The organism is Cellulophaga lytica DSM 7489 (genome assembly GCF_000190595.1).
Taxonomy (GTDB): Bacteria; Bacteroidota; Bacteroidia; order Flavobacteriales; family Flavobacteriaceae; genus Cellulophaga; species Cellulophaga lytica.
The window spans coordinates 3,160,153-3,185,947 of sequence record NC_015167.1; the positions used below are offsets into that span (position 1 = coordinate 3,160,153).

Below are 25,795 nucleotides of genomic sequence, written 5' to 3' on the forward strand. Positions count from 1 at the left end.
TTAATATATAACTAACCTATGAAATTTAAACACTATTGCTATTTCTTTTTATTCCTATTTTTAGTTACATCTTGTAAAGACCAAAACAAAGAGGAAATAGATTATTCTGAAGTTGAAGAAGTAATTATTTATGATGATTCAGATGATGAAATAATAATAGAATCAAATACAGGGGAAGAAGAAGTAGAAGAAGTTGGGTTTGATGAAGATATTGAAGAAGTAGAAGATCTAGATTTTCCAGAAACGTTAACATCAGAAGTAGAAACGGAAACAGAACAACAATCTTACAGTTCTATAAATTACCCAGTTTTTACTGCACCAACATACTCTAATAGGGATATAGATTATTACTCTATACTAGAAATTCCTAAACCTAGAGGAAAAGGTATTTTAGGATATGTATCTGATCCAGATGGTTATATTTCTGCTATTTACGAAGAAGAAATTAATAAAGTATTATTTGAGTTAGAAAGGAATACATCTGCAGAAGTTGCCATTGTTGTTGTTAAAAGTATAGGTGATGAAATACCTAAAAAATTTGCAACAAAACTTTTTAATAAATGGAGAATTGGCAAAGCTGATAAAGACAACGGTTTGCTAATTTTAACGGTAATGGACCAGCGTAGAACGGAGTTTGAAACTGGTTATGGTTTAGAAGCTATATTAACAGATAATATTTGTTATAGAATTGGTACAGATGAAATTGTTCCGTTTTTTAAAGAAGGTAAATATGGAGAAGGCCTTTTAAAAGCCGCAGACAAAGTAAAAGAAGTTGTAGAAAACCCAAATACCATAGATTATATCTATTCTAATGATGTTACTTATGAAGTAGATGATGACGATTCTGCATTTTTATTATTTATAGACGACTTATTAGCAACAAATAAATGGATTCTTTTATCGATTGTATATGTGTTTTTTTTAATTTTTCTTACCATTTATTATTCTCTTAAAATTAAATTTATAGATGCATCCAAAGAAGACTATTATGATAAATACAATAGTCTAAAAAAAGTTGAAATAGGTTGTTTTGCTTTTCTATTTCCTTTTCCGTTATGGGGAATGAGTACTACTATAAAAACAAGGCTAAAGCAATATAGATATGACCCCAGATTTAGTAAAGTAAATGGCAAACCTTTAATTTTATTAGACTCTAAAAAAGAAAGAAGTTTTTTAAAAGAAGGTGAAATTGTTGAAGAATATATAAATTCTGTAGACTATGATGTCTGGGTTACAGAGGATAAAAGTGATATTTTAATATTAAAGTATGATGGTATTTCTAGTAGAAAATACTCAAAATGTTACCAATGTAACTATAAGACTAAAGGAAAAACAAAGTCTACGGTTAGAATAAGACCTAATTACGATAGGGAAGGAGAACGTATAGATTTTTACGAATGTAAAAACTGTAATGATAAAACATCTGAGATTGTTGTATTGGCTAAATTGGTTAGAGAAAGCTCTAGTTCATCAAGCAGTTCAAGTTCCTCAAGTAGTAGTTATTCATCTTCATCCTCATCGTCATCCTCTTCATCTTCAAGTTTTGGTGGTGGTAGATCTGGTGGCGGTGGATCTGGAGTTAGTTGGTAATAAACATAAAAAAAGCCTCTGAAATTAAATTCAGAGGCTTTTAACTACTATATAATTGTACTAAGATTATATGTTTTCTGCTAACCAATCTCCAACTTCACTGGTTTTGTATGCTTTACCACCTTCAGATAAATCCTCGGTAACTATACCTTCTGCCAAAGATTTGTTTACAACGTCTCTTATAGCTTGTGCTTCTTCAACCAATTTAAAATCTTCAAATAACATTGCTGCAGATAATACTGTAGCCAATGGGTTTGCAATATCTTTACCAGCAGCTTGCGGATATGAGCCGTGAATTGGTTCGTATAATTTTGCTTTTTCACCTACAGATGCAGATGGCATTAATCCCATTGATCCTGATATAACAGAAGCTTCATCAGTTAAAATATCACCAAAAAGATTTTCAGTAATCATAACATCATAAGAGTTTGGCCATTGTACCAAACGCATTGCTACAGCATCTACAAACTCATAAGAAACTTCTACCTCTGGATACTCTTTTTCCATTGCTTGTACAGTTTCTCTCCATAATCTAGAAGATTCTAAAACATTAGCTTTATCTACACAACAAAGTTTTTTAGAACGTGTCATAGCCAATTCAAATCCTTTTTTAGCCAAACGTTGCACTTCTGCTCTTGTATAGGTACAAGTGTCAAAAGCAGTATCTCCATTGTCTTTACGTCCGCGTTCACCAAAATAAATTCCGCCAGTAAGTTCTCTTAAAATAATAAGATCTGTACCTTCTATACGCTCTCTTTTTAAGGGAGATTTATCTATTAAAGAAGGAAATGTAAATGTTGGTCTAACATTAGCAAACAAACCTAATTTTTGTCTCATTTTAAGTAAACCTTGTTCTGGTCTTACTTTAGCAGATGGGTCATTATCAAACCTAGGGTGACCAATTGCTCCAAATAAAACAGCATCTGCAGCTTCACAAATAGCGTGTGTTTCATCTGGGTAAGGTTCTCCAACAGCATCAATAGCTGCAGCACCAGTTAAAGCTGGTGTCCAGTTAATTTCATGATTAAACTTTTTTGCAATAGCATTAGATACTTTCACTGCTTGGTCTATTACTTCCGGACCAATACCGTCTCCTGCTAATAGTGCTATATTTAATTTCATAGGTATGTTTTTTCTCTTTAATTATTTTTTAATTCTGCTAAATTATATTTAGCATTTTTTCTGTTGCTTTTATTGCCGATACAGTTTGGTCAGAGTCTAGTCCACGAGTTTTAAATTCGTTTTCTCCGTTTTGCCATGTTATAATGGTTTCACAAAGTGCGTCAGAATTACTGCCAGGCGGTATACGCACAGCATAATCTATTAATTTAGGAAGCTTAATATTTTTAGCTTTAAAAATTTTGGTAATAGCATTCATAAAAGCATCATATTGTCCGTCACCCTGCGCGTTTTCTTCAAACAATTCATTTTCAATTTCTACGGCAACCGTTGTGCTTGGTTTTAAGCCTTTAGAATGGGTAAGCACATAGCTTTTTACAATAACTTTATCTTGGTAACTATCACTATCAAGAACATCAGAAATTATATAAGGTAAATCCTCTTTAGTAACTTTTTCCTTTTTATCACCCAACTCAATAATTCGTTGTGTAACTTTTCCTAAATCATCATCATTTAGTGTTAGTCCTAGCTCTTGTAAGTTTTTTAAAATATTAGCTTTGCCAGATGTTTTTCCTAAAGCATATTGTCTTTTTCTACCAAAACGTTCAGGAAGTAAATCATTAAAATAAAGATTCTTTTTGCTGTCTCCGTCTGCATGAATACCTGCCGTTTGTGTAAAAACATTTTCACCAACAATAGGTTTGTTTGCAGGTATTCCAAAACCAGTAAATGTAGATACCAGTCTGCTTACCTTGTATAATGATGTTTCTTTTAAATCAATTTCTACATCGGGTAAAAAATCATTAATTACCGCAACAACACTGGCCATTGGTGCATTACCAGCACGTTCTCCCATACCATTAATGGTTAGGTGTAAACCGTGACAACCGGCTTTAATAGCCTCCATTACGTTAGCAACACTTAAATCATAATCATTATGACCGTGAAAATCAAAATGAAGGTTTGGGTATTTTTTTACCAGTTCTGAGATGTACGTAAATGTTTCAGTGTGTGTTAGTACACCTAATGTGTCTGGTAATAAAACTCTTTTTATAGGTTGATGAGATAAAAAATCTAAAAACTGATACACATATGCTTTAGAATTTCGCATACCGTTGCTCCAATCTTCTAAATATACATTTGTTTCTATTTGATGATTTTGAGCAAGAAGAATAGTTTCTTTAATTTCTTTAAAGTGCTGTTCTGGTGTTTTTTTTAACTGATGTGTTAAATGATTTAAAGATCCTTTGGTTAATAAGTTTTGCACTTTAGCACCTGCATCTTGCATCCATTTAATAGATACACCTTTATCTACAAAAGTTAAAACCTCTACATTGTTAATGTAGTTGTGTGCAGTTGCCCAACTTGTAATTTGTTGTACAGCTTGCAGTTCACCATCAGACACACGTGCAGATGCAACTTCAATCCTATCAACCTTTAACTCTTCTAATAATAATTTAGCAAGAGTTAATTTTTCAGAAACAGAAAAGGACACTCCAGAGGTTTGTTCACCATCACGGAGTGTGGTATCCATTATTTCAATCTTTCTTTTCATTATAGTATTGGCGGGTTATTCTGGTACGTATTAAATTACAAAGGAGTATTTTCAGCAAAAGCCGTAATTTCTTCTTTCATATTTAACAGGTAGTCAATATCATCAAAACCATTAAGCATATTTTCTTTTTTATACGCATTAATGTCAAAAGATTCTTTGTCGCCAATATTAACAATAGTAATTGTTTGTTCTTGTAAATTTACCTCTACTTGTGAGTCAGCGTCTTTTTCTGTCTCTGCAAATATTTTTTCTAAAAATTCAGGAGAAACCTGTACAGGTAATACACCAACGTTTAAACAGTTGTTTCTAAAAATATCTGCAAAAAAACTAGATACTACACATCTAAAACCATAGTCATATACGGCCCAAGCTGCGTGCTCACGAGAAGAACCAGAACCAAAGTTTTTACCACCAACTAGTATTTTACCAGAGTATTTATCTTGGTTTAAAACAAAATCTTTTTTAGGAGAATTGTCTGCATTGTAGCGCCAATCTCTAAATAAATTATCTCCAAAACCTTTACGTTCTGTAGCTTTTAAAAAACGTGCTGGTATAATTTGGTCTGTATCTACGTTTTCTATTGGTAGCGGAACTACACTACTTTTTAAGATGTTAAATTTATCGTATGCCATTTTAATTTACTTTTTGCCTCTAGCTTTTGGCTAGTGGTATATGTTGATTATTAATTTTTATGTAGCATTTAACCAAGGTTAATTGCTAGCAACTAACAGCTATTTTATAGCAATTCTCTAGGGTCTGTAACTTTACCGGTTACTGCAGCTGCGGCAGCTACAAGCGGAGAAGCTAATAGTGTTCTAGATCCAGGACCTTGCCTACCTTCAAAATTTCTGTTAGATGTACTTACTGCATATTTACCAGCAGGTACTTTATCATCATTCATAGCTAAACACGCAGAACAACCAGGTTCTCTTAACTCAAAACCAGCAGCTGTTAAAATATCTAATAAACCTTCTTCTTTAATAGCTGCTTCTACTTTATGCGAGCCCGGCACCAACCACGCAGTTACATTTGGCGCTTTTTGCTTGCCTTTTACAATTTCTGTAAAAGCTCTAAAATCTTCAATTCTTCCGTTAGTACAGCTTCCTAAAAACACAAAGTCAATTGGCTTACCAATCATAGAATCTCCTTCATTAAAAGCCATATATTGTAAAGACTTTTTATAGGTAGATACACCACCCTCTAAACTCTCTGCAGTTGGTATATCTTTGCCAATACCCATTCCCATACCAGGATTAGTACCATAGGTAATCATAGGTTCTATATCTGCTCCTTTAAAAGTAAGTTCTTTATCAAATTTAGCGTCTTCTTCTGTGTACAAAGTATCCCAGTATGCTTTTGCTTTATCCCAAGCAGCACCAGTTGGTGTAAACTCTCTTCCTTTAACGTATTCTAATGTTTTTTCGTCAGGAGCAATCATACCTCCACGGGCACCCATTTCTATACTAAGGTTACAAACCGTCATACGGCCTTCCATAGTCATATTTTTAAATACATCACCTGCGTATTCTACAAAGTAACCTGTTGCACCAGAAGTGGTAAGCTGTGATATAATGTATAAAGCAACATCTTTAGGTGTAACCCCTTTGTTTAAGTTGCCTACAACATTAATACGCATACTTTTTGGTTTAGGTTGCATAATACATTGTGTAGCTAAAACCATTTCTACCTCAGATGTACCAATACCAAATGCAATTGCGCCAAAGGCACCGTGAGTAGAGGTGTGTGAGTCTCCACAAACAATAGTGGCTCCTGGTTGTGTAATACCATACTCAGGACCAACAACGTGTACAATACCGTTTTTTTCATGACCTAATCCCCAGTAACTAATACCGTGAGCTTTAGAGTTTTCTTCTAATGCTTTTAATTGGTTAGCAGATAAAGGATCTTTAACCGGTAAGTGCTGATTAATAGTTGGTGTGTTATGGTCTGCAGTAGCAAATGTTTTTTCTGGGTGTTTTACACCAATATTTCTACTTTTTAAACCTAAAAATGCAACCGGACTAGTAACTTCATGTACCATATGGCGATCTATAAAAAGAACATCTGGTCCGTTTTCTATTTTTTTTACTACGTGGGAGTCCCACACCTTGTCAAACAGTGTTTTCATGTATTATTTATTTTCATCTTGGTTTTGCAAAAGAATAGGTATTTCTACACTAATCTTGTTTTACAATCTATGTAAAACCTCTAACTCTCAAAAATAAAGAATACTATAAATTATCTGTTAAAAGATAGTTTTAAATTACGATGTTCAACTTATGTAGGTCCATATGTTTTTATGCTTTACAAGTTGCGCGTAAGCTTGTGAAACCACGTTATTATTGGGGTGGCTAAGACTAGGGTCTTCTTTTAAAATTTTAATAGCATAATGCCTAGCCGTTTGTAAAATGTCGTTGTCTTTTACAATATCTGCTATTTTAAGATTTAAAACTCCACTTTGTTGTGTGCCCATAATATCTCCAGGACCACGTAGTTTTAAATCTACTTCTGCAATTTCAAAACCATCATTGGTACGTACCATAGTTTCTAGTCTTGTTTTTGCGTCTTCAGATAATTTGTGACCAGTCATTAAAATACAATAACTTTGGTCTGCACCTCTACCAACTCTACCACGCAATTGGTGTAATTGAGATAAGCCAAAACGCTCTGCGCTTTCTATAATCATTACAGATGCATTAGGTACATTTACACCAACCTCTATAACAGTAGTGGCAACCATAATTTGAGTTTCTCCTTTAATAAAGCGTTGCATTTCAAACTCTTTATCATCTGGTTTCATTTGCCCGTGTACAATAGATATTTGGTATTTTGGAGCCGGAAAATCTCTAGCAATACTCTCATAACCATCCATTAAATCTTTATAATCTAAAGCTTCAGATTCTTTTATTAATGGATATACCACATACACTTGTCTTCCTATATTTATTTCATCTTTTAAAAATCTAAAAACTTTTAAACGGTTTGCATCAAACCTATGCACAGTTTTTATTGGTTTACGTCCTGGTGGTAGTTCATCTATTACAGAAATATCTAAATCACCATACAAACTCATAGCTAATGTTCTAGGGATTGGTGTGGCCGTCATTACCAAAATATGAGGAGGCATTGTGTTTTTACGCCATAATTTTGCTCGTTGTGCTACTCCAAATCTATGTTGCTCATCTATAATAGCTAACCCTAAATTTTTGTATTGTACCTTGTCTTCTAAGAGTGCGTGTGTGCCAATTAAAATGTGTAACTCGCCACTCTCTAGTTCTTCATGTATAATTCTTCGGGCAGATTTTTTTACAGAACCTGTTAGTAATGATACTTTAATTTTTAAGCCTTGTAATAATTCTGTTATTCCGTTGTAATGTTGTGTAGCTAAAATTTCGGTAGGAGCCATTAAACAAGCCTGAAAACCGTTGTCTAAAGCCAATAACATTGTCATTAATGCCACAATGGTTTTACCAGAGCCAACGTCTCCTTGTAAAAGCCTATTCATTTGTGCGTTACTACCTAAGTCTGCCCTAATTTCTTTAACTACGCGTTTTTGAGCATTGGTAAGCTCAAAAGGTAAATAATTATTATAAAAGTCACTAAAATAGGTGCCAACAGCGTTAAAAGGAAAGCCTTTAATTTTGTTTTTACGCACCATTTTTTTAGCAATAAGTTGTAATTGTATATAAAACAATTCTTCAAACTTTAGCCTAAATTGTGCTTTTGCTAAATCTTGCTGACTTTTAGGAAAATGTATGTTTAGTAGCGCATCACTCTTGCCTATTAACTTTAACTCTTTTAGTAAATAAACAGGTAATGTTTCTGCAAATTGAGCTTTAGTATCTATAAATAACTGCTGTAAAAGTTTGCTTGTTACTTTATTTGTAATGCCTTTGTTAGTTAGTTTTTCTGAAGAAGGGTATATAGGCTGCATACTAACCTTTAAACCGTTTTTATGGTCTTCTAATAATTCCATTTCTGGGTGAGGCATAGAAAATGTACCATTAAACCAATTTGTTTTGCCATAAATTACATATGGCACATTTAGTTTAATATTTTCTTTAATCCATTTTTGGCCTCTAAACCAAACTAGTTCCATTTTACCTGTATCATCTACAAAAGTGGCAACTAGTCTTTTTCCTCTTTTTTGACCAACTTCTTTTAAGTGTATTATTTTTCCAATTACTTGTACTTCTGCACTGTTGCGTTGCAATTGGCTAATTTTGTAATATTGGGTTTTATCTAAATACCTGTTAGGAAAAAGATTAAGTAAATCCTGATAGGTATACACGCCCAGCTCACTCTGTAAGGTTTGAGCTCTACTTGGCCCAACACCTTTTAGATATGCAATAGGAGTTTGTAAATAATTAGGATTCATACGACTAAAATAAACCGAATCTGAACAACCACAAAAGATGAAAATGCTTATTTTGGTTGAAAATTAAAATGATGATTTTTTTTAGATACCTTACGCTGTTTTTAATTTGCACGCAATGCGTTGTTTTACAGGCACAAGAACAACCTAAAGTAGACTTTTTAACCGCAAATGTAGATGTTAAGCCAAATGAGCAGGCTAAAAAAATTAATGGTACTGTTACCTATGCTTTTAATGTATTAGCAACTGTAGACTCCGTTTTTTTAGATGCAAAAAAAATGAATTTCACAACAGTTTTACTTAACAATAAGCGTGTAAAATATAAGGTAGATGAAAATAGAATTACCATTTATAAAAAGCTAAAAAAGGGTAAAAAATATAATTTAAAACTTACTTACCAAGCACAACCAAAACAGACACTGTATTTTGTAGGTTGGAATAAAAAAGATGATAAAAACAATCAAATTTGGACACAAGGTCAAGGGAAATATACAAGCCATTGGCTGCCAAGTTTTGATGATATGAATGAGAAAGTTATTTTTAACTTAACTATTATTTTTAATGAAAATTACCAAGTTATTGCTAATGGTAAGTTAAAAACAACTAATGTAAAGGATAACTTAAAGGAATGGGAATTTAGGATGAAAAATCCAATGTCTAGTTATTTGTTAGCCTTTGCAATTGGTAAATACGCTGTTAATAAACAATTTTCTGCTTCTGGCGTGCCTTTAGAGTTGTATTACTACCCAAAAGATTCAGCAAAAGTAGAAACCACATATAAATACAGTAAAGCTATTTTTAATTTTTTAGAAGAAGAAATTGGTGTTGCATACCCTTGGCAAGTATATAAACAAATACCTGTACGCGATTTTTTATATGCTGGTATGGAAAATACAACAACTACTATTTTTTCTGATGCTTATGTGGTAGATTCTGTGGCGTATAATGATACCAATTATGTAAATGTAAATGCTCATGAGCTTGCTCATCAATGGTTTGGAGATTTGGTTACAGAAGTAGATAGCAAAAATCACTGGTTACATGAAGGTTTTGCTACTTATTACGCCTATTTAGCAGAGAAAGAGGTGTTAGGAGAAGAACATTTTAATTGGAAACTATTTTCTACAGCTTTACAACTAGATAAGTTTAGTCAAAAAAATAAAGGAGAGTCTTTGCTAAACCCAAAAGCGAGTAGTTTAACCTTTTATGAAAAAGGTGCTTGGGCATTACACGCATTAGTAGATTTAGTTGGTAAAAATGCTTTTAAAGAGGGAGTAAAAAACTATTTAGAAAAGCATAAATACAAAAATGTTACTGTTTCAGATTTTTTATCAAGTATAGAAGCGGCAAGTGGTATTAATTTAAAAGACTATAAGTCTACCTGGTTAACAGCAAAAGATTTTCCTACAAGCAAGGCTAAAAATATTTTAAAAAGGTCATCATCATCTATAGCAACATTTTATAAATTACAAAAGGAGCTAACGGTTAGTAATAAAAAAAATAGTGTAATAATAGATAGGTATTGGGATAAAGCTACATCAACCCAACTAAAAAAATATATTGTAGAGTTTTATTCTAAGTCGTTATCTAAAACAGTTAAAAAACATATATTAACATCTAATGATGTAACGTTAAGGCAAACATTGCTATTAAATACGCAAAAATTAATAGGAGAGGATATTGCTTATTTTGAATCTTTTTTAATGGATAAAAGTTATACTACTGTAGAAAATGCACTGTATAAGCTTTGGATTTACAACCCAGAAAAACGTGTTACATATTTAAATAAAACTAAAGGTATTATAGGTTTTTCTAGCAAAAATGTGAGGCAATTATGGCTTGCATTGGCAATTATGACTAAAGAATATAATGTAGATTTAAAAAATGAATATTTAAAAGAACTAAGGGGCTACACTAGTGAAGCAGAACATTTTGAAACCAGACAATTGGCTTTTTCTTATTTAAACGATTTATTTTATTTAGATAAAACTAATTTAGTAGATTTAATACATGCAACAAACCATCCTGTGTGGCAATTTAAAAGTTTTGCTAGAGGTTTAGTTAATGATATTTTAGAAAAAAAAGAATACAGAAAAATGTTTTTAGAGCTAGAGCCACAAGTTTCTAAAGAAGATTTTAAATATATAAAAAGTAAGTTGTAAGTATGCGTGCAATGGTAATTTCTGGAGGAGGTAGTAAAGGCGCTTTTGCAGGAGGTGTTGCACAGTATTTAATACAAGATGCCAAGCATACATACAATATGTTTATAGGAACCTCTACAGGTAGCTTGTTAATTTCTCATTTAGCTTTACAAAAAATTGAAAAAATTAAACAAATTTATACTTCTGTAAATGAAGATGATATTTTTAGCTTATGTCCGTATACTAAAACAAAAAAACAAGGTGTAGAAACTATAGGTATTAATCACTTTAGTGTATTAAAAAACTTATTACGTGGCAGCAAAACTTTTGGTGAGAGTTATAACCTTTTAAAGTTGATAAAAAAATCTATTACAGAGCAAGAGTTTCATCAACTTAAAAAAAATAATACAGAAATTGTAGTTACTGTAGCCAATTTGTCTTTAAATAAAGTAGAGTATAAATCTATTAAAAATTGTACATATAATGAGTTTTGTGAATGGGTTTGGATTTCTTGTAATTACACTCCGTTTATGAGTTTGGTTAAAAAAAATGGATGTGAGTATGCAGATGGTGGTTTGGGTAGTATGGTACCAATTGAAGAAGCTATTAAAAGAGGAGCCACAATTGTAGATGCTATTATATTACAAACAGAAACTAATTTATTTAATAGAATGCCTTCTAAAAATGCGTTTTCATTGTTAACAAATATGTTTGCTTTTATGGCAGACAGAATAGAGCAACAAAACATACGTATAGGTAAGTTTGTAGCTAACCATAATAATGCAATTATTAACTTTTATTACACTCCAACAATTTTAACTACAAATTCTCTTATTTTTGAAGAAAAAAAAATGACGACTTGGTGGAAAAGTGGTTATGATTTTGCAAAAAATAAGAATACAGAAACCAACCTTATAGATATAGAATGAGAGCATTAGTAATAAGTGGCGGCGGTAGTAAAGGTGCATTTGCCGGTGGAGTAGCTCAGTATTTGATGGAAATTGAACACAGAGATTATGATATTCTTGTAGGTACATCTACAGGCAGTTTATTAATTTCTCATTTGGCATTAAACAATGTAGGGTTGTTGTATGATTTGTACACCAATGTAAACCAGCGTAAAATTTTTAGCTTAAACCCGTTTGTAGTTAAGCGTAAAGGAGAAAGAGAGTTTGTTTCTATTAACTACTTTAATGTTTTATTGCAGTTTATAAAACGTAAAAGAACCTTTGGAGAAAGTAAATCTTTACGATCTACAATTAAAAAGAATTTTACAATATCTGATTTTAGACAAATAAAAGAGAATACAGCTAAAGACGTTGTTGTAACAGTATCTAATTTATCAAAAAATAGGGTAGAGTATAAGTCTATTAGAGATTTTAGTTATGAAGAGTTTTGTGATTGGGTGTGGATTTCTTGTAATTACATACCATTTATGTCTTTAGTAAAAAAAGATGGTTATGAATATGGTGATGGTGGTTTAGGTTGTGTTTTACCTATTAGAGAAGCAATAGAGCGTGGTGCTACAGAGGTAGATGCTATTATTTTAGAATCTGAAAAAATGGAACATAACAAAGTATTGGGGAAGAATCCGTTTTCTTTAATGCTTAGTATTTATGGTTTTGTTTTAGATCAAATAGAATACCATGATATATCTGAAGGTGTAATTTATGCCAAACACAAAGGTGTTAAGTTAAATTTGTATTATACACCAACTAAGTTAACAGAAAACTCTTTAGTATTTAATAAAAAACTAATGGCACAATGGTGGGAGCAAGGTTTTAGTTATGCAGAAAAGAAAGCTGCAAAATTAAAAGTTAGCATTCCTATGTCTAAATAATATACAATAGTTGATATAAAAAAAAGACCGCTTTTAAAAGCAGTCTTTAAGTATAAGTTATAACGGATGTAAGTTTACCAAAGTTCACTAATTTCCTTTTTAATGTAGCTTAATGCTGTAGCAGATGGTGATGCCTTATCCATTGTATCATTTAAAATATCTTCACGTAATTTATCTGCAGAATCTGCTTCACTCATAGCGGCTTTGCGTATGGTTTGTATTGTAGCGCTTTTAGCCGTTTTAATAATATTCCAGCTTTCATCAGACAAATATATTTGTTGAGACAAGTTGTGGTCAAACTCTTTTTCAATATTCTTTATTAATAAAGTTTCATATGCATTTTTATCATTACCCACAGGAGCAACACGTACTACTAAACTAGGTATAGATATACGCTCTAAAAATAAAGCCATACGCTCATAAGCTTGTAATCTGGTAGGTATGGTATTTTTTTGAGAATCTTTATGTAATAAAAAACGTCTTCTGCCTTCCTCATTTTTAGTATGCATTTTAAAAAAATAAAAAGCTACCATACCAGTTACTACACTAGGCAATAAATAGGCAAACATTTGTAATATAATTTCTGTTGTCATTGCGGGTTATATTTTAAGTTTGATTACGGTTGTAAAACGCACAATTTGCACAAAAATTATATGAATATTAAATATCAACAAACATCACATTAGTTAATGCTTTTCATATGCTCTCTAACGCGTAAATAAAAGTTAGCATAATCTGTATGTATTTTAAACAAAACAGTATTGTTATTCTGCGTAGTACTTTCTAAGCTAATACGCTCTGTAACAACATTAAACTTGCTAACTAGGCTATTTTGTAATGCAGATAAGCTAGAGCTTGTACTAGTTATAGTTAGTTTAGAGTCTATATTTAACTCTAGTATTTTAGATATTTTTTCAAGAAAAGCTTCTCCTGTAGCGCTTACTTTTGTTTTTGATGCATCTAATATATTTTGCTCTGTTTCGGTAATTACAACTTCACCATTGGTTACTGCAATTTTAGCATTTTCACCTAAAGACTGTTTAGCGTTTGTTAATATAACAATAGCAGTAGAATCGTTTTTACTAAAAGAGTCTTCAATAATAGAAAGTTGAGATTCCTTAGCCTTTAAAGCTTCTAAAGTTCTTGCCATATTTTTAGAATTTTGACTAGATACTTGCGTAAAGTTTTTAAGATTAGTTAATAAGGATTTATTTGCATTTTGTAACTCTGTAGCTTGGTTTTTATATAAGTCTGCTTCTGCAACACTTACTTTTGCTACTTTATTAGCTTCTGCTAAGGCAATGTTGGTTTGTGAAATACTATCTTTTAGTGTCTGTATTTGAGCAATTAAGTCGCTCTTTTTTTGAGCAAAAGATACTATTGTAAAACATAAAAGTAGTAGGGTAGATAGGGTATTTTTTTTCATAAAATTTATAAGATTTAAGTGACAAATTTAAACATTTAATTTAGCTTACAAATTAATTTTAATAAGTTGTGTTTTTTATAAATAATGGTATAGTTTCCTAATAATAACGTAAAGATGTGTGGTAATAATGACTGGCATATTGTTTTTTAATATCTTGCACACCAAAAATTAATTACTGTTGCATATGTCATATACTACCTGTGTAGTAATACCTTGTTATAATGAAGTTAAAGAACTTAAAAATAGAGTTTATGATGGCTTTTTAAAAGAAGATACAAATACGCTTATTTGTTTTGTAGATGATGGCTCTACAGACGGTACTTATACAGAACTAAAAAGTTTAGAAAAACAGTATCCAACCAAGGTTGTAGTTTATAAAAACCCCAATAATGTTGGTAAAGCAGAATCTGTTAGAAACGGAGTAAATTTTGCTTGTGAAAATTATGAAATAAAACTTGTGGGTTATTTAGATGCCGATTTGGCAACTTCATTAGAAGAGTTTTCTTTTTTAACCACTTATATAGACAATACTATTTCTTTTGTTTTTGGCTCTAGAATAATGAAGCTTGGCTCTACAATAGAGCGCAAGGCATCTCGTTTTTTTATTGGTAGGTTTATAGCTACAGTAATTTCTACAATTTTAGATTTAAAAGTTTACGATACACAATGCGGCTGTAAAATATTTAAAAAAGATTTGGCTTTAGAAGTTTTTAATAAACCATTTGTTTCTCGTTGGCTTTTTGATGTAGAAATATTTAATAGAATTGTAGTATTTTACGGTAAAGAAAAAGCTCTAACAAAAATGTTAGAAGTCCCCTTAAAGCGTTGGGTAGATCAAGGAGATTCTAAAGTAAAAACATCTTACTTTTTTCAGCTTTGGTTAGATTTATATAAAATTAATAAAATTTGCAAAAAGGGATTAAAACACAATAATAGTATATAAAATGACAGAGAAGAAAACTACAGTAAATTATATGTTGATAGCAGTTTTGTCTATCGTTGTCTTCAGGTTTATTATTACAGGAGCAATACCTTTGTTAGATAAAACAGAGGCTCGTTATGCAGAAATATCTAGACTAATGCAAGAAACGGGAGAGTGGGTTGTACTACAAATAGATTATAACGAACCTTTTTGGGCTAAACCACCGCTATCTACTTGGATGTCTGCAATGAGTTTTGAGCTTTTTGGAGTAAATGAGTTAACAGCAAGGCTGCCATCATTTTTGCTAGGTGTTGCAATGCTTTTTATACTAGGTTACTTTGTTAAAAAAACAAAAGTATCTCCGTTAGTGCCAGCTTTAGTTTTAGTTACTACACCAGAGTTTTTAATTCATATGGGAGTGGTTTCTACAGATTCTGCTTTGTGTTTTAGTGTAATGTTAATTATGCTATCATTCTGGAAAAGTATTACATCAGACAAAAAAACAATTTGGAATTACCTCTTTTTTGTTGGCTTAGGTTTAGGTTTTTTAGCCAAAGGACCATTGGTGTTAGTATTAACGGGAGCTCCAGTGTTTTTTTGGTTGTTGTTAGACCGTAAAACGTTTTTCTCTAACTTAGCTAAATTGCCTTGGATAGTTGGTTTGCTAGTTACTGTAGTTATTGCGTTACCTTGGTATTTATTAACAGAACAAAGATCACCAGGTTTTATAGATTATTTTATTGTTGGTGAGCATTTTAATAGGTTTTTAAAGCCAGGATGGAGCGGAGATTTATATGGTCAGCCAAAAACACAGCCATTAGGTTTAATTTGGGTATTTATGTTGTCTTTTTGTTTGCCTTGGTTTTATATAGTATTGGCAAAAATAGTAAAGCTTAAAAAGCGCATTTTAGATGATAAGTATGTAGCGTTTTTATTGTTTTGGTTGTTTTGGACACCAATTTTCTTTACCATATCTAAAAATATTTTACATACCTACATTTTGCCTTCTACAGTACCAATGGCACTTTTAATTGCACATTGGTGGCCAGAATACAAGCATAAAAAGAAGGCACTAATTGCCTGTTCTATATTTCCTATTTTAGTTTTTATAGCAGGTGCAGGACTTTTGGTTACTGACCAATGGAAAGTATATATGAACTCTGATAAATTACTAGTAGCTAAATCTGAAGAATTAAAAATTGATAAAAATCCTCCTATTTTGTACCTAGATTCTAAAACATACTCTAGTCAGTTTTATAACAAAGGTAATGTTATAGATACTAGAGATGAACCTACTAAAATAGATTCTATTTTAGAGGCTTATGATAAACTTTATATTTTATCGGATAAAAGAGAGTTTTACCTTTTACCTAAAAAGTACGTAAGTAAATTACAGGTAATAGATACAACAAAAAAAGCACGTCTATATTTGTACAATAAATAAGCGCTTTTGCCATTATAATTTAAAAAAAATGAGCCTATTTTTTAGGCTCGTTTTTCATATATTCTTTTCCGCCTAAGTGTACACAATCATATAGTTCTTGCATGCCATTAAAAGGAACTTTTGCTTTGTTGTAACCATAGGTAAAAGCTAAACTTCTATTTAGTTCATTATCGTCTAGGTTTACTTGTATATCATCCATAGTATATTGGCAAGGATGCTCATAACCAGAGGCGTGTGTAATTTCTATTAACTCTTTTCTAAAACTTTTAAAATATTGAGCCAAACGATCTGACTTAAGAGGAACATTTATGCCTCTTTGTAACCACTGATTTTGTGTAGCTATACCAGCCGGACACGTGTTTGTATGGCAAGATTGTGCTTGTATACACCCAATACTCATCATTGCTTCACGTGCAACATTTATACAATCTACTCCCATTGCAAATGCCATTGCAGCTTTTGCAGGGAAACCTAATTTACCGCTACCAATAAACACAATTCTGTCTGTTAGTTTTTTCTCTAAAAACAATTTGTATAAGCTAGAGAAACCATAAACCCACGGTAAAGAAACGTGGTCTGCAAAACTTGGCGGAGCAGCACCAGTACCACCTTCACCACCATCTACAGTAATAAAATCTGGTCCTTTACCTGTTTTTAACATAATATCTGCTAGCTCTTCCCACTGATCTAATTTTCCAATAGCTCCTTTAATACCTACGGGTAATCCTGTTTTTTCTGCTATTTCTTCAATTAAATTTACCAATTCTTGTACAGAACTAAACGCTTTATGTGTAGCTGGTGACAAAACATCTTTTCCTATTTCTACACCACGTATTTCTGCTAATTCTGCAGTAATTTTAGCTCCAGGTAAAACACCACCTTTTCCTGGTTTAGCTCCTTGAGATAATTTTATTTCAATGGCTTTAATACAAGGGTTGTTTTCTACTAAATTGGTTAGCTTTTCCATAGATAAATTTCCGTCTTCAGATCTTACTCCAAAGTAGCCAGTTCCAAAATGAAAAATTACATCTCCTCCTTGTTTATGGTAAGGAGATAAACCACCTTCACCAGTATTATGGTAAGCGCCACTTTTTAACACACCTTTGTTCATAGCTTCTACAGCAGCAGCAGATAAAGAACCAAAGCTCATTGCAGATACATTTATTGCAGATGCAGGTCTAAAAGGTTTTTTACGTTTATTGTATGCACCTATTACTTTAGCGCAAGGTAAAAAGGTTTTGTCTTTAGCGTTAGGATGATTTTCATCAATTTTATAAGCCATCATTTGGTTTTTAACAAAAATATGCTGGTGTGCATATACATCTCTGTCTGTACCAAAGCCTTCGTAATTATTTTCGCTTTTTGCAGAAGCATAAATCCATCCGCGCTCTATGCGGTTAAAAGGTAATTCTTCTCTATTGTTAGCAACAAAATATTGTCTCATTTCTGGACCAATACTTTCTAACATATACCTTATATGCCCAACAATGGGAAAGTTGTGAGAAATAGTATGTTTTTTCTGAAAAAAAATATCTCGTATAGCAACTAAAGCTAATACTATTAATACCCATATCCACCATGAGATACTAGATATAAAACTTAAAAAAGAATCCATTTAATTATGTATTTGTTAACTAAAGCCAAACTTATTATAAGTTTGGCTTTGTAATTATGCTACAAAAATAACCAAATCTGTGGTCATTTATTGTTAGGTTTAACGTTATTTATTTAAATAATCTAGACTCATTTCTGTTAGTGTTTTAACACCTAAAAGCATTCCGTTATCATCTATTTTAAAGTCTGGCGTATGGTGTGGGTAAGCTTCTTTGTTTCCAGGAGTCATTCCGCCTAAAAAGAAATAGAAACCAGGGACTAGTTCTTGAAAATATGAAAAATCTTCGCCGCCAGTAGTAGCTTTAGTTAACTGCACATTTTTATTACCCGCAACTCGTTGCATTGTTGGTAACATTTGGTTTACCAAGGCAATATCATTATACGTAATAGAGGTCTGACTTTCTACACTAAATGTTGCACTACCACCATAAGCTTTAGCAATAGTTTCTGTCATTTCTTTCATTCTACGTAAAATAAGCTCTCGCATATCCGGATTTAAAGTTCTTACAGTGCCAATAAGTTCGGCACTTTCTGGAATAATGTTAAAACGAACACCACTTGTAATTTTACCAACAGTAATAACTGCTGCTTCTTCAGTTAGTTTAGATTCTCTACTAATTATGGTTTGCAAGCCGTCTATAATTTTAGCAGAAATTACTATGGGATCTACACCAGACCAAGGTTGTGAACCGTGCGTTTGTTTACCTTTTACGTTAATAACAAAACGCTCTACTGCAGCCATTATACCCTCTGTTTTGTATTTAATAACACCTACTGGTGTACCAGAATTAATGTGTAATCCAAAAATAGCATCTACTTTAGGGTTTTCCATAACACCTTCTTTTATCATTAAAGCAGCACCACCTTCTTCTCCTGGAGGTGCACCTTCTTCCGCAGGTTGAAAAATAAACTTAACAGTACCGTTTATTTTGTCTTTATTTTTAGCTAAAATCTCTGCAACACCCATTAAAATTGCAGTATGTGTATCATGGCCACAAGCGTGCATAACACCAGTTTCTACGCCTAAAAATGTATCTGTAACGTTAGATTTAAATGGTAAATTATTGCGTTCAGTAACAGGTAAAGCATCTATATCTGCCCTTAAAGCAATTACTTTACCCGGTTTTTTACCTTTTAAAATACCTACAACACCAGTTATAGCAACCTTAGTTTGTACTTCTATACCTAATGATTTTAAATGAGCAGCAATTTTTTCTGCAGTTTTAAACTCTCTGTTAGATAATTCAGGATTTTGATGAAAATGATGCCTCCATTCTATAACTTTTTTTTCTATGTTTTTGTAATCGTTCTCTAACTTATAATTTTGTGCTTGTAGGGCAGAACCGCAAAGCAAGAGTGTTAAAATAAATTTGTTTTTAGTTTTCATATTTATATAATTAGTCAGTTATTTTGGTTTTTTTATTAATCTTAAAAATTAGATTTCCATTCTCATATTTACTAAGTGTTTTTTAAATCCGGCTTTTTCATAAGCCCGTAAGGCAGCAGTATTTTCGCTGTAGACATCTAACCTAACTTCTGTAGTATTCTGTTCTTTTATCCATTTAAATAAAAAATCTATAATATTTTTATTTATTCCTTTTCCTCGGTATTTAGGGTCTATATACATAAAACCTAAATAGGCGTAATTGTTGTGTTTTAAATGTTTTTTAGCTTGTTTAATTGTTGCGTACGCAGAGCCAATTAATGTATTGTTTAGTGTTGCAACAGCTACAAGTGTGTTTGTATCTTCTAATAAATTTTTAATACTGTAATAAGAAATTGGATCTGGTTTTAGAGTTTTATCAAAAGGACGCTCGGCAGAAATAATGCCTTGCTCAAAAGATTTTAAAGTTTGCAAATCTTTTAATTCTGCTGCTCTAATTTTAATTTCTTTCAATATTTTTATGGTTTAAATTGTAGTATTCTCTAAAGATATTTAAAATTAAACTGCTATTAAATTTTATTGTTTATAATTATTAAAACTACTTGTTTTATCTGGAGTTAATTATGGTTAAATTTACACTTCTCTAAATTATATAAGAAAAAACAATTGGAAGAATTTATTGCCCAACTTAACGAGGCTCAAAAAGCACCTGTTTTACACACAAAAGGACCATTAATGGTAATTGCCGGAGCTGGTTCTGGTAAAACAAGAGTGTTAACATACCGTATAGCATATTTAATACAGCAGGGTGTAGACCCGTACAATATTTTATCACTTACGTTTACCAATAAGGCGGCAAGAGAAATGAAAGTACGTATTGCAGATATTGCAGGTAGTGCAGAGACAAAGAGTTTATGGATGGGAACTTTTCACTCTATATTTGCTAAATTATTGCGTTATGAGGCAGACAAGTTAGGTTATCCAAATAATTTTACTATTTACGATACTCAAGATTCTCAGCGTTTAATTGCATCTATTATTAAAGAAATGCAATTAGATAAGGATATATATAAGTACAAGCAAATACAAAACAGAATATCATCTTACAAAAACAGTTTAATTACTGTAAAGGCATATTTTAATAATCCAGATTTAATGGAGGCAGATGCAATGGCAAAACGCCCACGTACTGGTGAAATTTATAAAAATTATGTAGAGAGATGTTTTAAGGCAGGAGCAATGGATTTTGATGATTTATTATTAAAAACCAATGAGCTTTTAAACGTTTTTCCAGAAGTGCTTCAAAAGTACCAAAATAGGTTTCAGTATATAATGGTAGATGAGTACCAAGATACCAACCACTCACAATACTTAATAGTTAAGGCTTTATCAGACAAATTTCAGAACATATGTGTGGTAGGTGATGATGCACAGAGTATTTATTCTTTTAGAGGAGCAAACATTAGTAATATTCTAAACTTTCAAAAAGATTATGATAATGTTGCAATGTACAGGTTAGAGCAGAATTACCGTTCTACTGGTAATATTGTAAATGCCGCAAACTCTATCATAGAAAAAAATAAAAATCAGCTTGAAAAAGTTGTATGGACCTCTAATGATGATGGGCCACTGATTAAAGTTCATCGTAGTATTACAGATGCAGAGGAAGGTAGATTTGTAGCGGGTACTATTTTTGAAACAAGAATGAACGAGCAACTGCATAACGGAGAATTTGCAGTGCTTTACCGTACCAACTCCCAATCTAGATCTATTGAAGATGCTTTGCGTAAAAGAGACATACCGTACAGAATATATGGAGGTTTATCTTTTTACCAACGTAAAGAAATTAAAGATGTGTTAGCATATTTAAGGTTAGTAATTAACCCTAAAGATGAAGAGGCATTAAAGCGCGTTATAAATTTTCCGGGTAGGGGAATTGGGCAAGCAACTATAGATAAACTATTAGTTACGGCTAACCATTATGGACGCTCTATGTTTGAAGTTATGGAAAACATAGATAAAATAGAATTAAAAATAAACGCTGGTACCAAACGTAGATTAACAGAATTTGTTAATATGATTAAAGGTTTTCAGATAATGAATAAAGGAGCAGATGCTTTTTCTTTGTCTGAACACGTAGCTAAAAAAACAGGTATTCTTTTAGAGTTTAAAAAAGACGGCACACCAGAAGGTATTGCCAAAATGGAAAACATAGAAGAGCTTTTAAATGGTATAAAGGATTTTGTTGAAGGGCAAATGGAACTTGCTGATGCAACAGGTAATATAGCAGAATTTTTAGAAGATGTAGCACTTGCTACAGATTTAGATAATGATAAAGGTGATGATGACCGTGTTGCGCTTATGACCATACATATGGCAAAAGGGTTAGAGTTTCCGCACGTATTTATTGTTGGTATGGAAGAAGACTTGTTCCCATCTGCAATGAGTATGAACACGCGTACTGAGCTTGAAGAGGAGCGAAGATTATTTTATGTAGCTTTAACCAGAGCAGAAAAACAAGCTTATTTAACATATACAGAAAGTAGATACCGTTGGGGTAAATTAGTAGATGCAGAGCCAAGTAGATTTATAGAGGAGATAGATGAAAAGTATATAGAAAACCTAACTCCGGTAAGTAATTATAAATACAAATCTTTAATAGATAAAAATATTTTTGGTGAAGTAGATAAAAGTAAACTTAGACAAGTTAAACCTGTTTCAGGTATACCACCAAGTGCCCCTAAACCAAATGAAAACCAACTACGTAAGCTACGTAAACTAAAACCAGAACTTGCGCAGCCAATAGCAAATAATGCCAACCTAGATCCTAATTTGGTAGAAGGTGCAGCAGTTAACCATACGAGGTTTGGTAGGGGAGTTATACTTAAAATTGATGGTGTAGGTAACGATAAAAAAGCAGAAATTAAGTTTGATAAAGGTGATATTAAAAAACTTTTACTACGTTTTGCTAAGTTAGAAGTACTGTAAACAGGGATGTAATTTTCCTACTAAATAGTTTTATTTGTGTTATATTTATTACAAATAACCACCAATTTTTTTTAGTATGATATTTTACGGATCTAATTCATCGCAATTAAAGTCTAAGTTAACAAGGCAAATACCTTGTGCTAACTGTAATGAGAGTGCAAAATTTAATGTAGAAGTTTATGGCAAGTACGCCCATTTGTATTGGATACCTATTTTTCCAATAGGTAAAACAGGTGGTGCAGTATGTACCAATTGTAATACTGTTTTTGAGCCAAAGCAAATGGACCATAATTTAAAATTAGAATACCAAAATGTTAAAGACGAAGCTAAAACACCAATAAGACATTTTTCTGCATTATTTATTATTGCTATATTAATTACAGGATTAAGTGTTTCTTCATTTTTAGATGGTAAAAACTCTGAAGAATATATAGCACACCCTATGGTTAACGATTTGTATGAGTTTAAAACTGAAGCTAATTATTATTCTACAATGAAGATTTCTTCTATATCAGATAGTATATACTTTAAGTTTAATGAATATGAAACCAATAAAAAGTCTGGAATTTCTGAAATTGATATACCAAAAAATTATGAAGAGCAAGAATATGGGTATACAACAAAAGAGTTGCAAGGACTGTTTAAAGACAATATTATTTACGAGGTAAAAAGAAACTAAGTGTATTGTAAGGTTTTTTATAATACTAAGACTTATTTTTATCTGTTATTAAATACATAAAATTATGGCTCAGTTTATTAAAATATACCCAGAGAATCCTAATGCAGATGCAATTAAAAAAGTTGTAGATGTTTTAAAAAAAGGAGGTTTGGTTATATATCCTACAGATACTGTTTACGGTCTAGGTTGTGATATAACCAATACTAAGGCTTTAGAGAAAATAGCACGTATTAAAGGAGTTAAGCTTGCCAAAGCTAATTTTTCATTTATTTGTGCAGACCTTAGCAATTTGTCTGAGTATGTAAAACAAATTGATACAGCTACATTTAAAATTTTAAAAAGAGCATTACCAGGGCCTTATACTTTTATATTGCCTGGTAATAATAATTTACCTAAAGATTTTAAAAAGAAAAAGACTGTAGGTATACGTGTGCCAGATAATTCTATAGCAAATGCAATGGTACAAGCACTAGGAAACCCAATAGTGTCTACATCTATTAGAGATGAAGATGAGTTGTTAGAATATACTACAGATCCAGAATTAATTTATGAAAAATGGGATAATTTAGTAGACATTGTTATAGATGGTGGTTACGGAGATAATACGGCATCTACTGTGGTAGATTTATCTGATGGCGAACCAGAGATAATAAGAGAAGGTAAAGGAAGTATAGATATATTTTAATTGTAAATAAAATATAAGTTAAGAATAAAAAAAGCCTCGCATTATGCGAGGCTTTCTTATTATAAATAATAATTAATACTATTTGTTTATTGCAGGATCTTTCATTCCTTCTTCAATCATACTGTAAAACTGATCAATTTTAGGAAGTACTACAATTCTTGTTCTTCTGTTTCTAGCTTTATCTGTAGAAGATACTGGTATGTATTGAGATCTACCTGCAGCCGTCATACGCTTAGGATCTACTCCGTACTCATTTTGTAATATACGAACTACAGCAGTTGCACGCTTAACACTTAAATCCCAGTTGTCTAATAAAACACCTTTTCTGTAAGGTACAGCATCTGTGTGTCCTTCTACCATAAATTCAAAATCTGGCTTGTTATTTACAACTTGTGCAACTTTACCTAATACTTCTTTAGCTCTTGTTGCTACATTGTAGCTACCGCTGCTAAATAATAATTTATCAGATATAGATACAAAAACCACACCTTTTTCTACGCTAATTTCAATATCCTCGTCATCTAAATTACCAAGAACACCTTTTAAACTCTGTACTAATGAAAGGTTTACAGAATCTCTACGTGTAATTGCATCGTTTAATTTACGTATTGTTAAATCTTTTTCTTTTAAACTTTCTAAAGACTTTTCTAAGTTTTCAGCACCTTTCGCAGACAAATCTGTTAGGTTACCCATATTATCTACTAATACTTGGTTGTTGGCTTTAAGAAAATCGTTTTGGTCTTCTAAAGTTCTTAACCTTGCATCTGCAGTAGCTTTTTCTTCTATACAGCTATTAAGCTTAACCGTTGCTGAATTTAATAAATCTTCAGTTTCTTTATTTTTTGCCTCTAACTCCGCATATTTCTTTTGCGATACGCAAGAAGATAATAATATTGTAGCTCCTAAAGCGCCTAAAAAAATCTTTTTCATATTCATATTACTATTAATTGTTATTTGTTTCAAAATTATATAAAATGTTCTATCTAATGGTACTACAATTTAGTTAATCTTTTACTAAATTGTTAAATTCCTTATAACCATTTACGAAATAAGACCACACAACGGATTTAATTAAATAATATTTTTTTGTTCTACTGTTTAACTCTTTCTTTTTTAGTGTTTTAGGTAAATTCCAATAAAAACTAAAATGTGCCTTAACAATTGCTAAACAATGTGTAAATCTCATTTGCGATAAAAATCGTAAACCTGCTATACCATCCAACAATAACCTTGCCATAACTATAAAAAATGCCTTATAAATTGGTATATTTTTTACAATACTGTAAAGTGAATTTCTAAAGTTTAAAAATGTCTTTTTTGGATTCATTTCATTAAGAGTAGACCCGCCTAAATGGTAAACTGTAGAAGCACCAACATACATAATTTCTAGGCCTTTGTTTTGTGCACGCCAACATAAATCTATTTCTTCTTGGTGCGCAAAGTAATCTTCATCAAAACCACCTAAATTAAAAAAAGTAGCTTTACGTATAAATAAGCAGGCACCACTTGCCCAAAATATTGGCAAATTGTCATTGTATTGTCCTTTATCTTCTTCTAATGTGTCAAAAATTCTACCTCTACAAAACGGATAGCCAAAACTGTCTAAAAAACCACCTGCAGCACCGGCATATTCAAAATGAGACTTCTTTTTTAAGTCTAAAATTTTTGGTTGTATTATAGCAGTGTTTTTATTTTCATTAAAATAGTTTTCAATAGGAGTTAACCAGTTAGGTGTAACTTCTACATCTGAATTAAGTAAGCAAAATATATCTTCTTTTACATTTGGTAACGCATCATTATACCCTTTTGCATAACCTCCATTGCTTGTGTTTTGTATAATTTTTACACCAGGAAAATTCTCTTTTACATAGCGTATAGATGTATCTGTAGAAGCATTGTCTGCTACATAAATTTTATGGTTGTTAGAGTGTTTTATAACTAATGGCAAAAAACGTTCTAATAGTTGTACGCCATTCCAGTTTAAAATAACAACAGCAATTTTAGGCATAATGTATATCTTACTTTATCTAAGT

Annotated in this window: 21 protein-coding genes; 9 read left to right on the plus strand and 12 right to left on the minus strand. The window is 31.8% G+C overall.

Annotated elements, in window-relative coordinates; translation table 11 throughout:
* The first annotated feature begins 18 nt into the window (after positions 1-18).
* Entirely contained in the window at positions 19-1,590 is a 1,572-nt protein-coding gene (locus tag CELLY_RS13855; protein WP_013622315.1) for a TPM domain-containing protein, read from the plus strand.
* 66 nt (positions 1,591-1,656) lie between these two features.
* Here CELLY_RS13855 and leuB read toward each other — a convergent pair whose 3' ends face one another.
* The 5 genes from leuB to recG form a co-directional block, all read right to left on the minus strand.
* Positions 1,657-2,712 (minus strand): 3-isopropylmalate dehydrogenase, encoded by a 1,056-nt coding sequence (leuB, locus tag CELLY_RS13860; protein WP_013622316.1) that lies wholly within the window; start codon positions 2,710-2,712, stop codon positions 1,657-1,659.
* A 37-nt stretch (positions 2,713-2,749) separates the two neighbouring features.
* Positions 2,750-4,267, minus strand: coding sequence for an alpha-isopropylmalate synthase regulatory domain-containing protein (locus tag CELLY_RS13865; RefSeq protein ID WP_042257083.1), 1,518 nt, complete (start codon positions 4,265-4,267; stop codon positions 2,750-2,752).
* Between the two features lie 32 nt (positions 4,268-4,299).
* Positions 4,300-4,896 (minus strand): 3-isopropylmalate dehydratase small subunit, encoded by a 597-nt coding sequence (leuD, locus tag CELLY_RS13870; protein ID WP_013622318.1) that lies wholly within the window; start codon positions 4,894-4,896, stop codon positions 4,300-4,302.
* Positions 4,897-5,000: 104 nt separating this feature from the next.
* Positions 5,001-6,392, minus strand: a complete 1,392-nt coding sequence (gene leuC, locus CELLY_RS13875) for a 3-isopropylmalate dehydratase large subunit (protein ID WP_013622319.1) — start codon at positions 6,390-6,392, stop codon at positions 5,001-5,003.
* 144 nt (positions 6,393-6,536) lie between these two features.
* Positions 6,537-8,642: an ATP-dependent DNA helicase RecG gene (recG, locus tag CELLY_RS13880; protein ID WP_013622320.1), complete on the minus strand. Its 2,106-nt coding sequence runs from the start codon at positions 8,640-8,642 to the stop codon at positions 6,537-6,539.
* 68 nt (positions 8,643-8,710) lie between these two features.
* Here recG and CELLY_RS13885 point away from each other — a divergent pair, with 68 nt between their 5' ends.
* Genes CELLY_RS13885 through CELLY_RS13895 form a run of 3 tightly spaced genes read left to right on the plus strand, consistent with a single transcriptional unit; the run spans position 8,711 to position 12,620 of the window.
* Entirely contained in the window at positions 8,711-10,801 is a 2,091-nt protein-coding gene (locus tag CELLY_RS13885) for a M1 family metallopeptidase (protein ID WP_013622321.1), read from the plus strand.
* Between the two features lie 2 nt (positions 10,802-10,803).
* Positions 10,804-11,709: a patatin-like phospholipase family protein gene (locus CELLY_RS13890; RefSeq protein WP_013622322.1), complete on the plus strand. Its 906-nt coding sequence runs from the start codon at positions 10,804-10,806 to the stop codon at positions 11,707-11,709.
* Positions 11,706-12,620: a patatin-like phospholipase family protein gene (locus tag CELLY_RS13895; protein WP_013622323.1), complete on the plus strand. Its 915-nt coding sequence runs from the start codon at positions 11,706-11,708 to the stop codon at positions 12,618-12,620. The genes CELLY_RS13890 and CELLY_RS13895 overlap by 4 nt, the downstream gene beginning before the upstream one ends.
* A gap of 74 nt (positions 12,621-12,694) precedes the next feature.
* Here the strand turns inward: CELLY_RS13895 and CELLY_RS13900 are convergent, their stop codons facing one another.
* Together CELLY_RS13900 and CELLY_RS13905 are read right to left on the minus strand one after the other, a co-directional pair.
* Entirely contained in the window at positions 12,695-13,213 is a 519-nt protein-coding gene (locus CELLY_RS13900; protein ID WP_013622324.1) for a DUF7935 family protein, read from the minus strand.
* 89 nt (positions 13,214-13,302) lie between these two features.
* A complete protein-coding gene (locus CELLY_RS13905) occupies positions 13,303-14,046 on the minus strand; it encodes a hypothetical protein (RefSeq protein ID WP_013622325.1) in 744 nt (247 codons plus the stop codon).
* Positions 14,047-14,230: 184 nt separating this feature from the next.
* Between CELLY_RS13905 and CELLY_RS13910 the strand changes: the two genes are divergently transcribed.
* Both CELLY_RS13910 and CELLY_RS13915 read left to right on the plus strand, forming a co-directional pair.
* Positions 14,231-14,989, plus strand: coding sequence for a glycosyltransferase (locus tag CELLY_RS13910; protein WP_013622326.1), 759 nt, complete (start codon positions 14,231-14,233; stop codon positions 14,987-14,989).
* 1 nt (position 14,990) lies between these two features.
* Positions 14,991-16,412, plus strand: a complete 1,422-nt coding sequence (locus tag CELLY_RS13915) for an ArnT family glycosyltransferase (protein ID WP_013622327.1) — start codon at positions 14,991-14,993, stop codon at positions 16,410-16,412.
* 34 nt (positions 16,413-16,446) lie between these two features.
* Here the strand turns inward: CELLY_RS13915 and CELLY_RS13920 are convergent, their stop codons facing one another.
* The 3 genes from CELLY_RS13920 to CELLY_RS13930 form a co-directional block, all read right to left on the minus strand.
* Complete coding sequence (locus tag CELLY_RS13920) at positions 16,447-18,027, minus strand: FMN-binding glutamate synthase family protein (protein WP_013622328.1); 1,581 nt, start codon at positions 18,025-18,027, stop codon at positions 16,447-16,449.
* Positions 18,028-18,132: 105 nt separating this feature from the next.
* A complete protein-coding gene (locus CELLY_RS13925) occupies positions 18,133-19,413 on the minus strand; it encodes an amidohydrolase (protein WP_013622329.1) in 1,281 nt (426 codons plus the stop codon).
* Between the two features lie 48 nt (positions 19,414-19,461).
* Positions 19,462-19,923 (minus strand): GNAT family N-acetyltransferase, encoded by a 462-nt coding sequence (locus CELLY_RS13930; protein ID WP_013622330.1) that lies wholly within the window; start codon positions 19,921-19,923, stop codon positions 19,462-19,464.
* Positions 19,924-20,076: 153 nt separating this feature from the next.
* Here CELLY_RS13930 and CELLY_RS13935 point away from each other — a divergent pair, with 153 nt between their 5' ends.
* The 3 genes from CELLY_RS13935 (at position 20,077) to CELLY_RS13945 (ending at position 23,762) form a co-directional block, all read left to right on the plus strand.
* Positions 20,077-22,398, plus strand: a complete 2,322-nt coding sequence (locus CELLY_RS13935) for an ATP-dependent helicase (protein ID WP_013622331.1) — start codon at positions 20,077-20,079, stop codon at positions 22,396-22,398.
* 76 nt (positions 22,399-22,474) lie between these two features.
* Positions 22,475-23,077, plus strand: a complete 603-nt coding sequence (locus CELLY_RS13940) for a zinc ribbon domain-containing protein (RefSeq protein ID WP_013622332.1) — start codon at positions 22,475-22,477, stop codon at positions 23,075-23,077.
* Between the two features lie 64 nt (positions 23,078-23,141).
* On the plus strand, positions 23,142-23,762 hold the full coding sequence (locus CELLY_RS13945; protein ID WP_013622333.1) for an L-threonylcarbamoyladenylate synthase: 621 nt from the start codon (positions 23,142-23,144) through the stop codon (positions 23,760-23,762).
* A gap of 78 nt (positions 23,763-23,840) precedes the next feature.
* On the opposite strand, the gene CELLY_RS13950 is transcribed toward CELLY_RS13945, so the two are convergent.
* Positions 23,841-24,692 (minus strand): OmpA/MotB family protein, encoded by an 852-nt coding sequence (locus tag CELLY_RS13950; RefSeq protein WP_034643856.1) that lies wholly within the window; start codon positions 24,690-24,692, stop codon positions 23,841-23,843.
* A gap of 73 nt (positions 24,693-24,765) precedes the next feature.
* Positions 24,766-25,770, minus strand: coding sequence for a glycosyltransferase family 2 protein (locus tag CELLY_RS13955; RefSeq protein WP_013622335.1), 1,005 nt, complete (start codon positions 25,768-25,770; stop codon positions 24,766-24,768).
* Positions 25,771-25,795 lie beyond the last annotated feature (25 nt).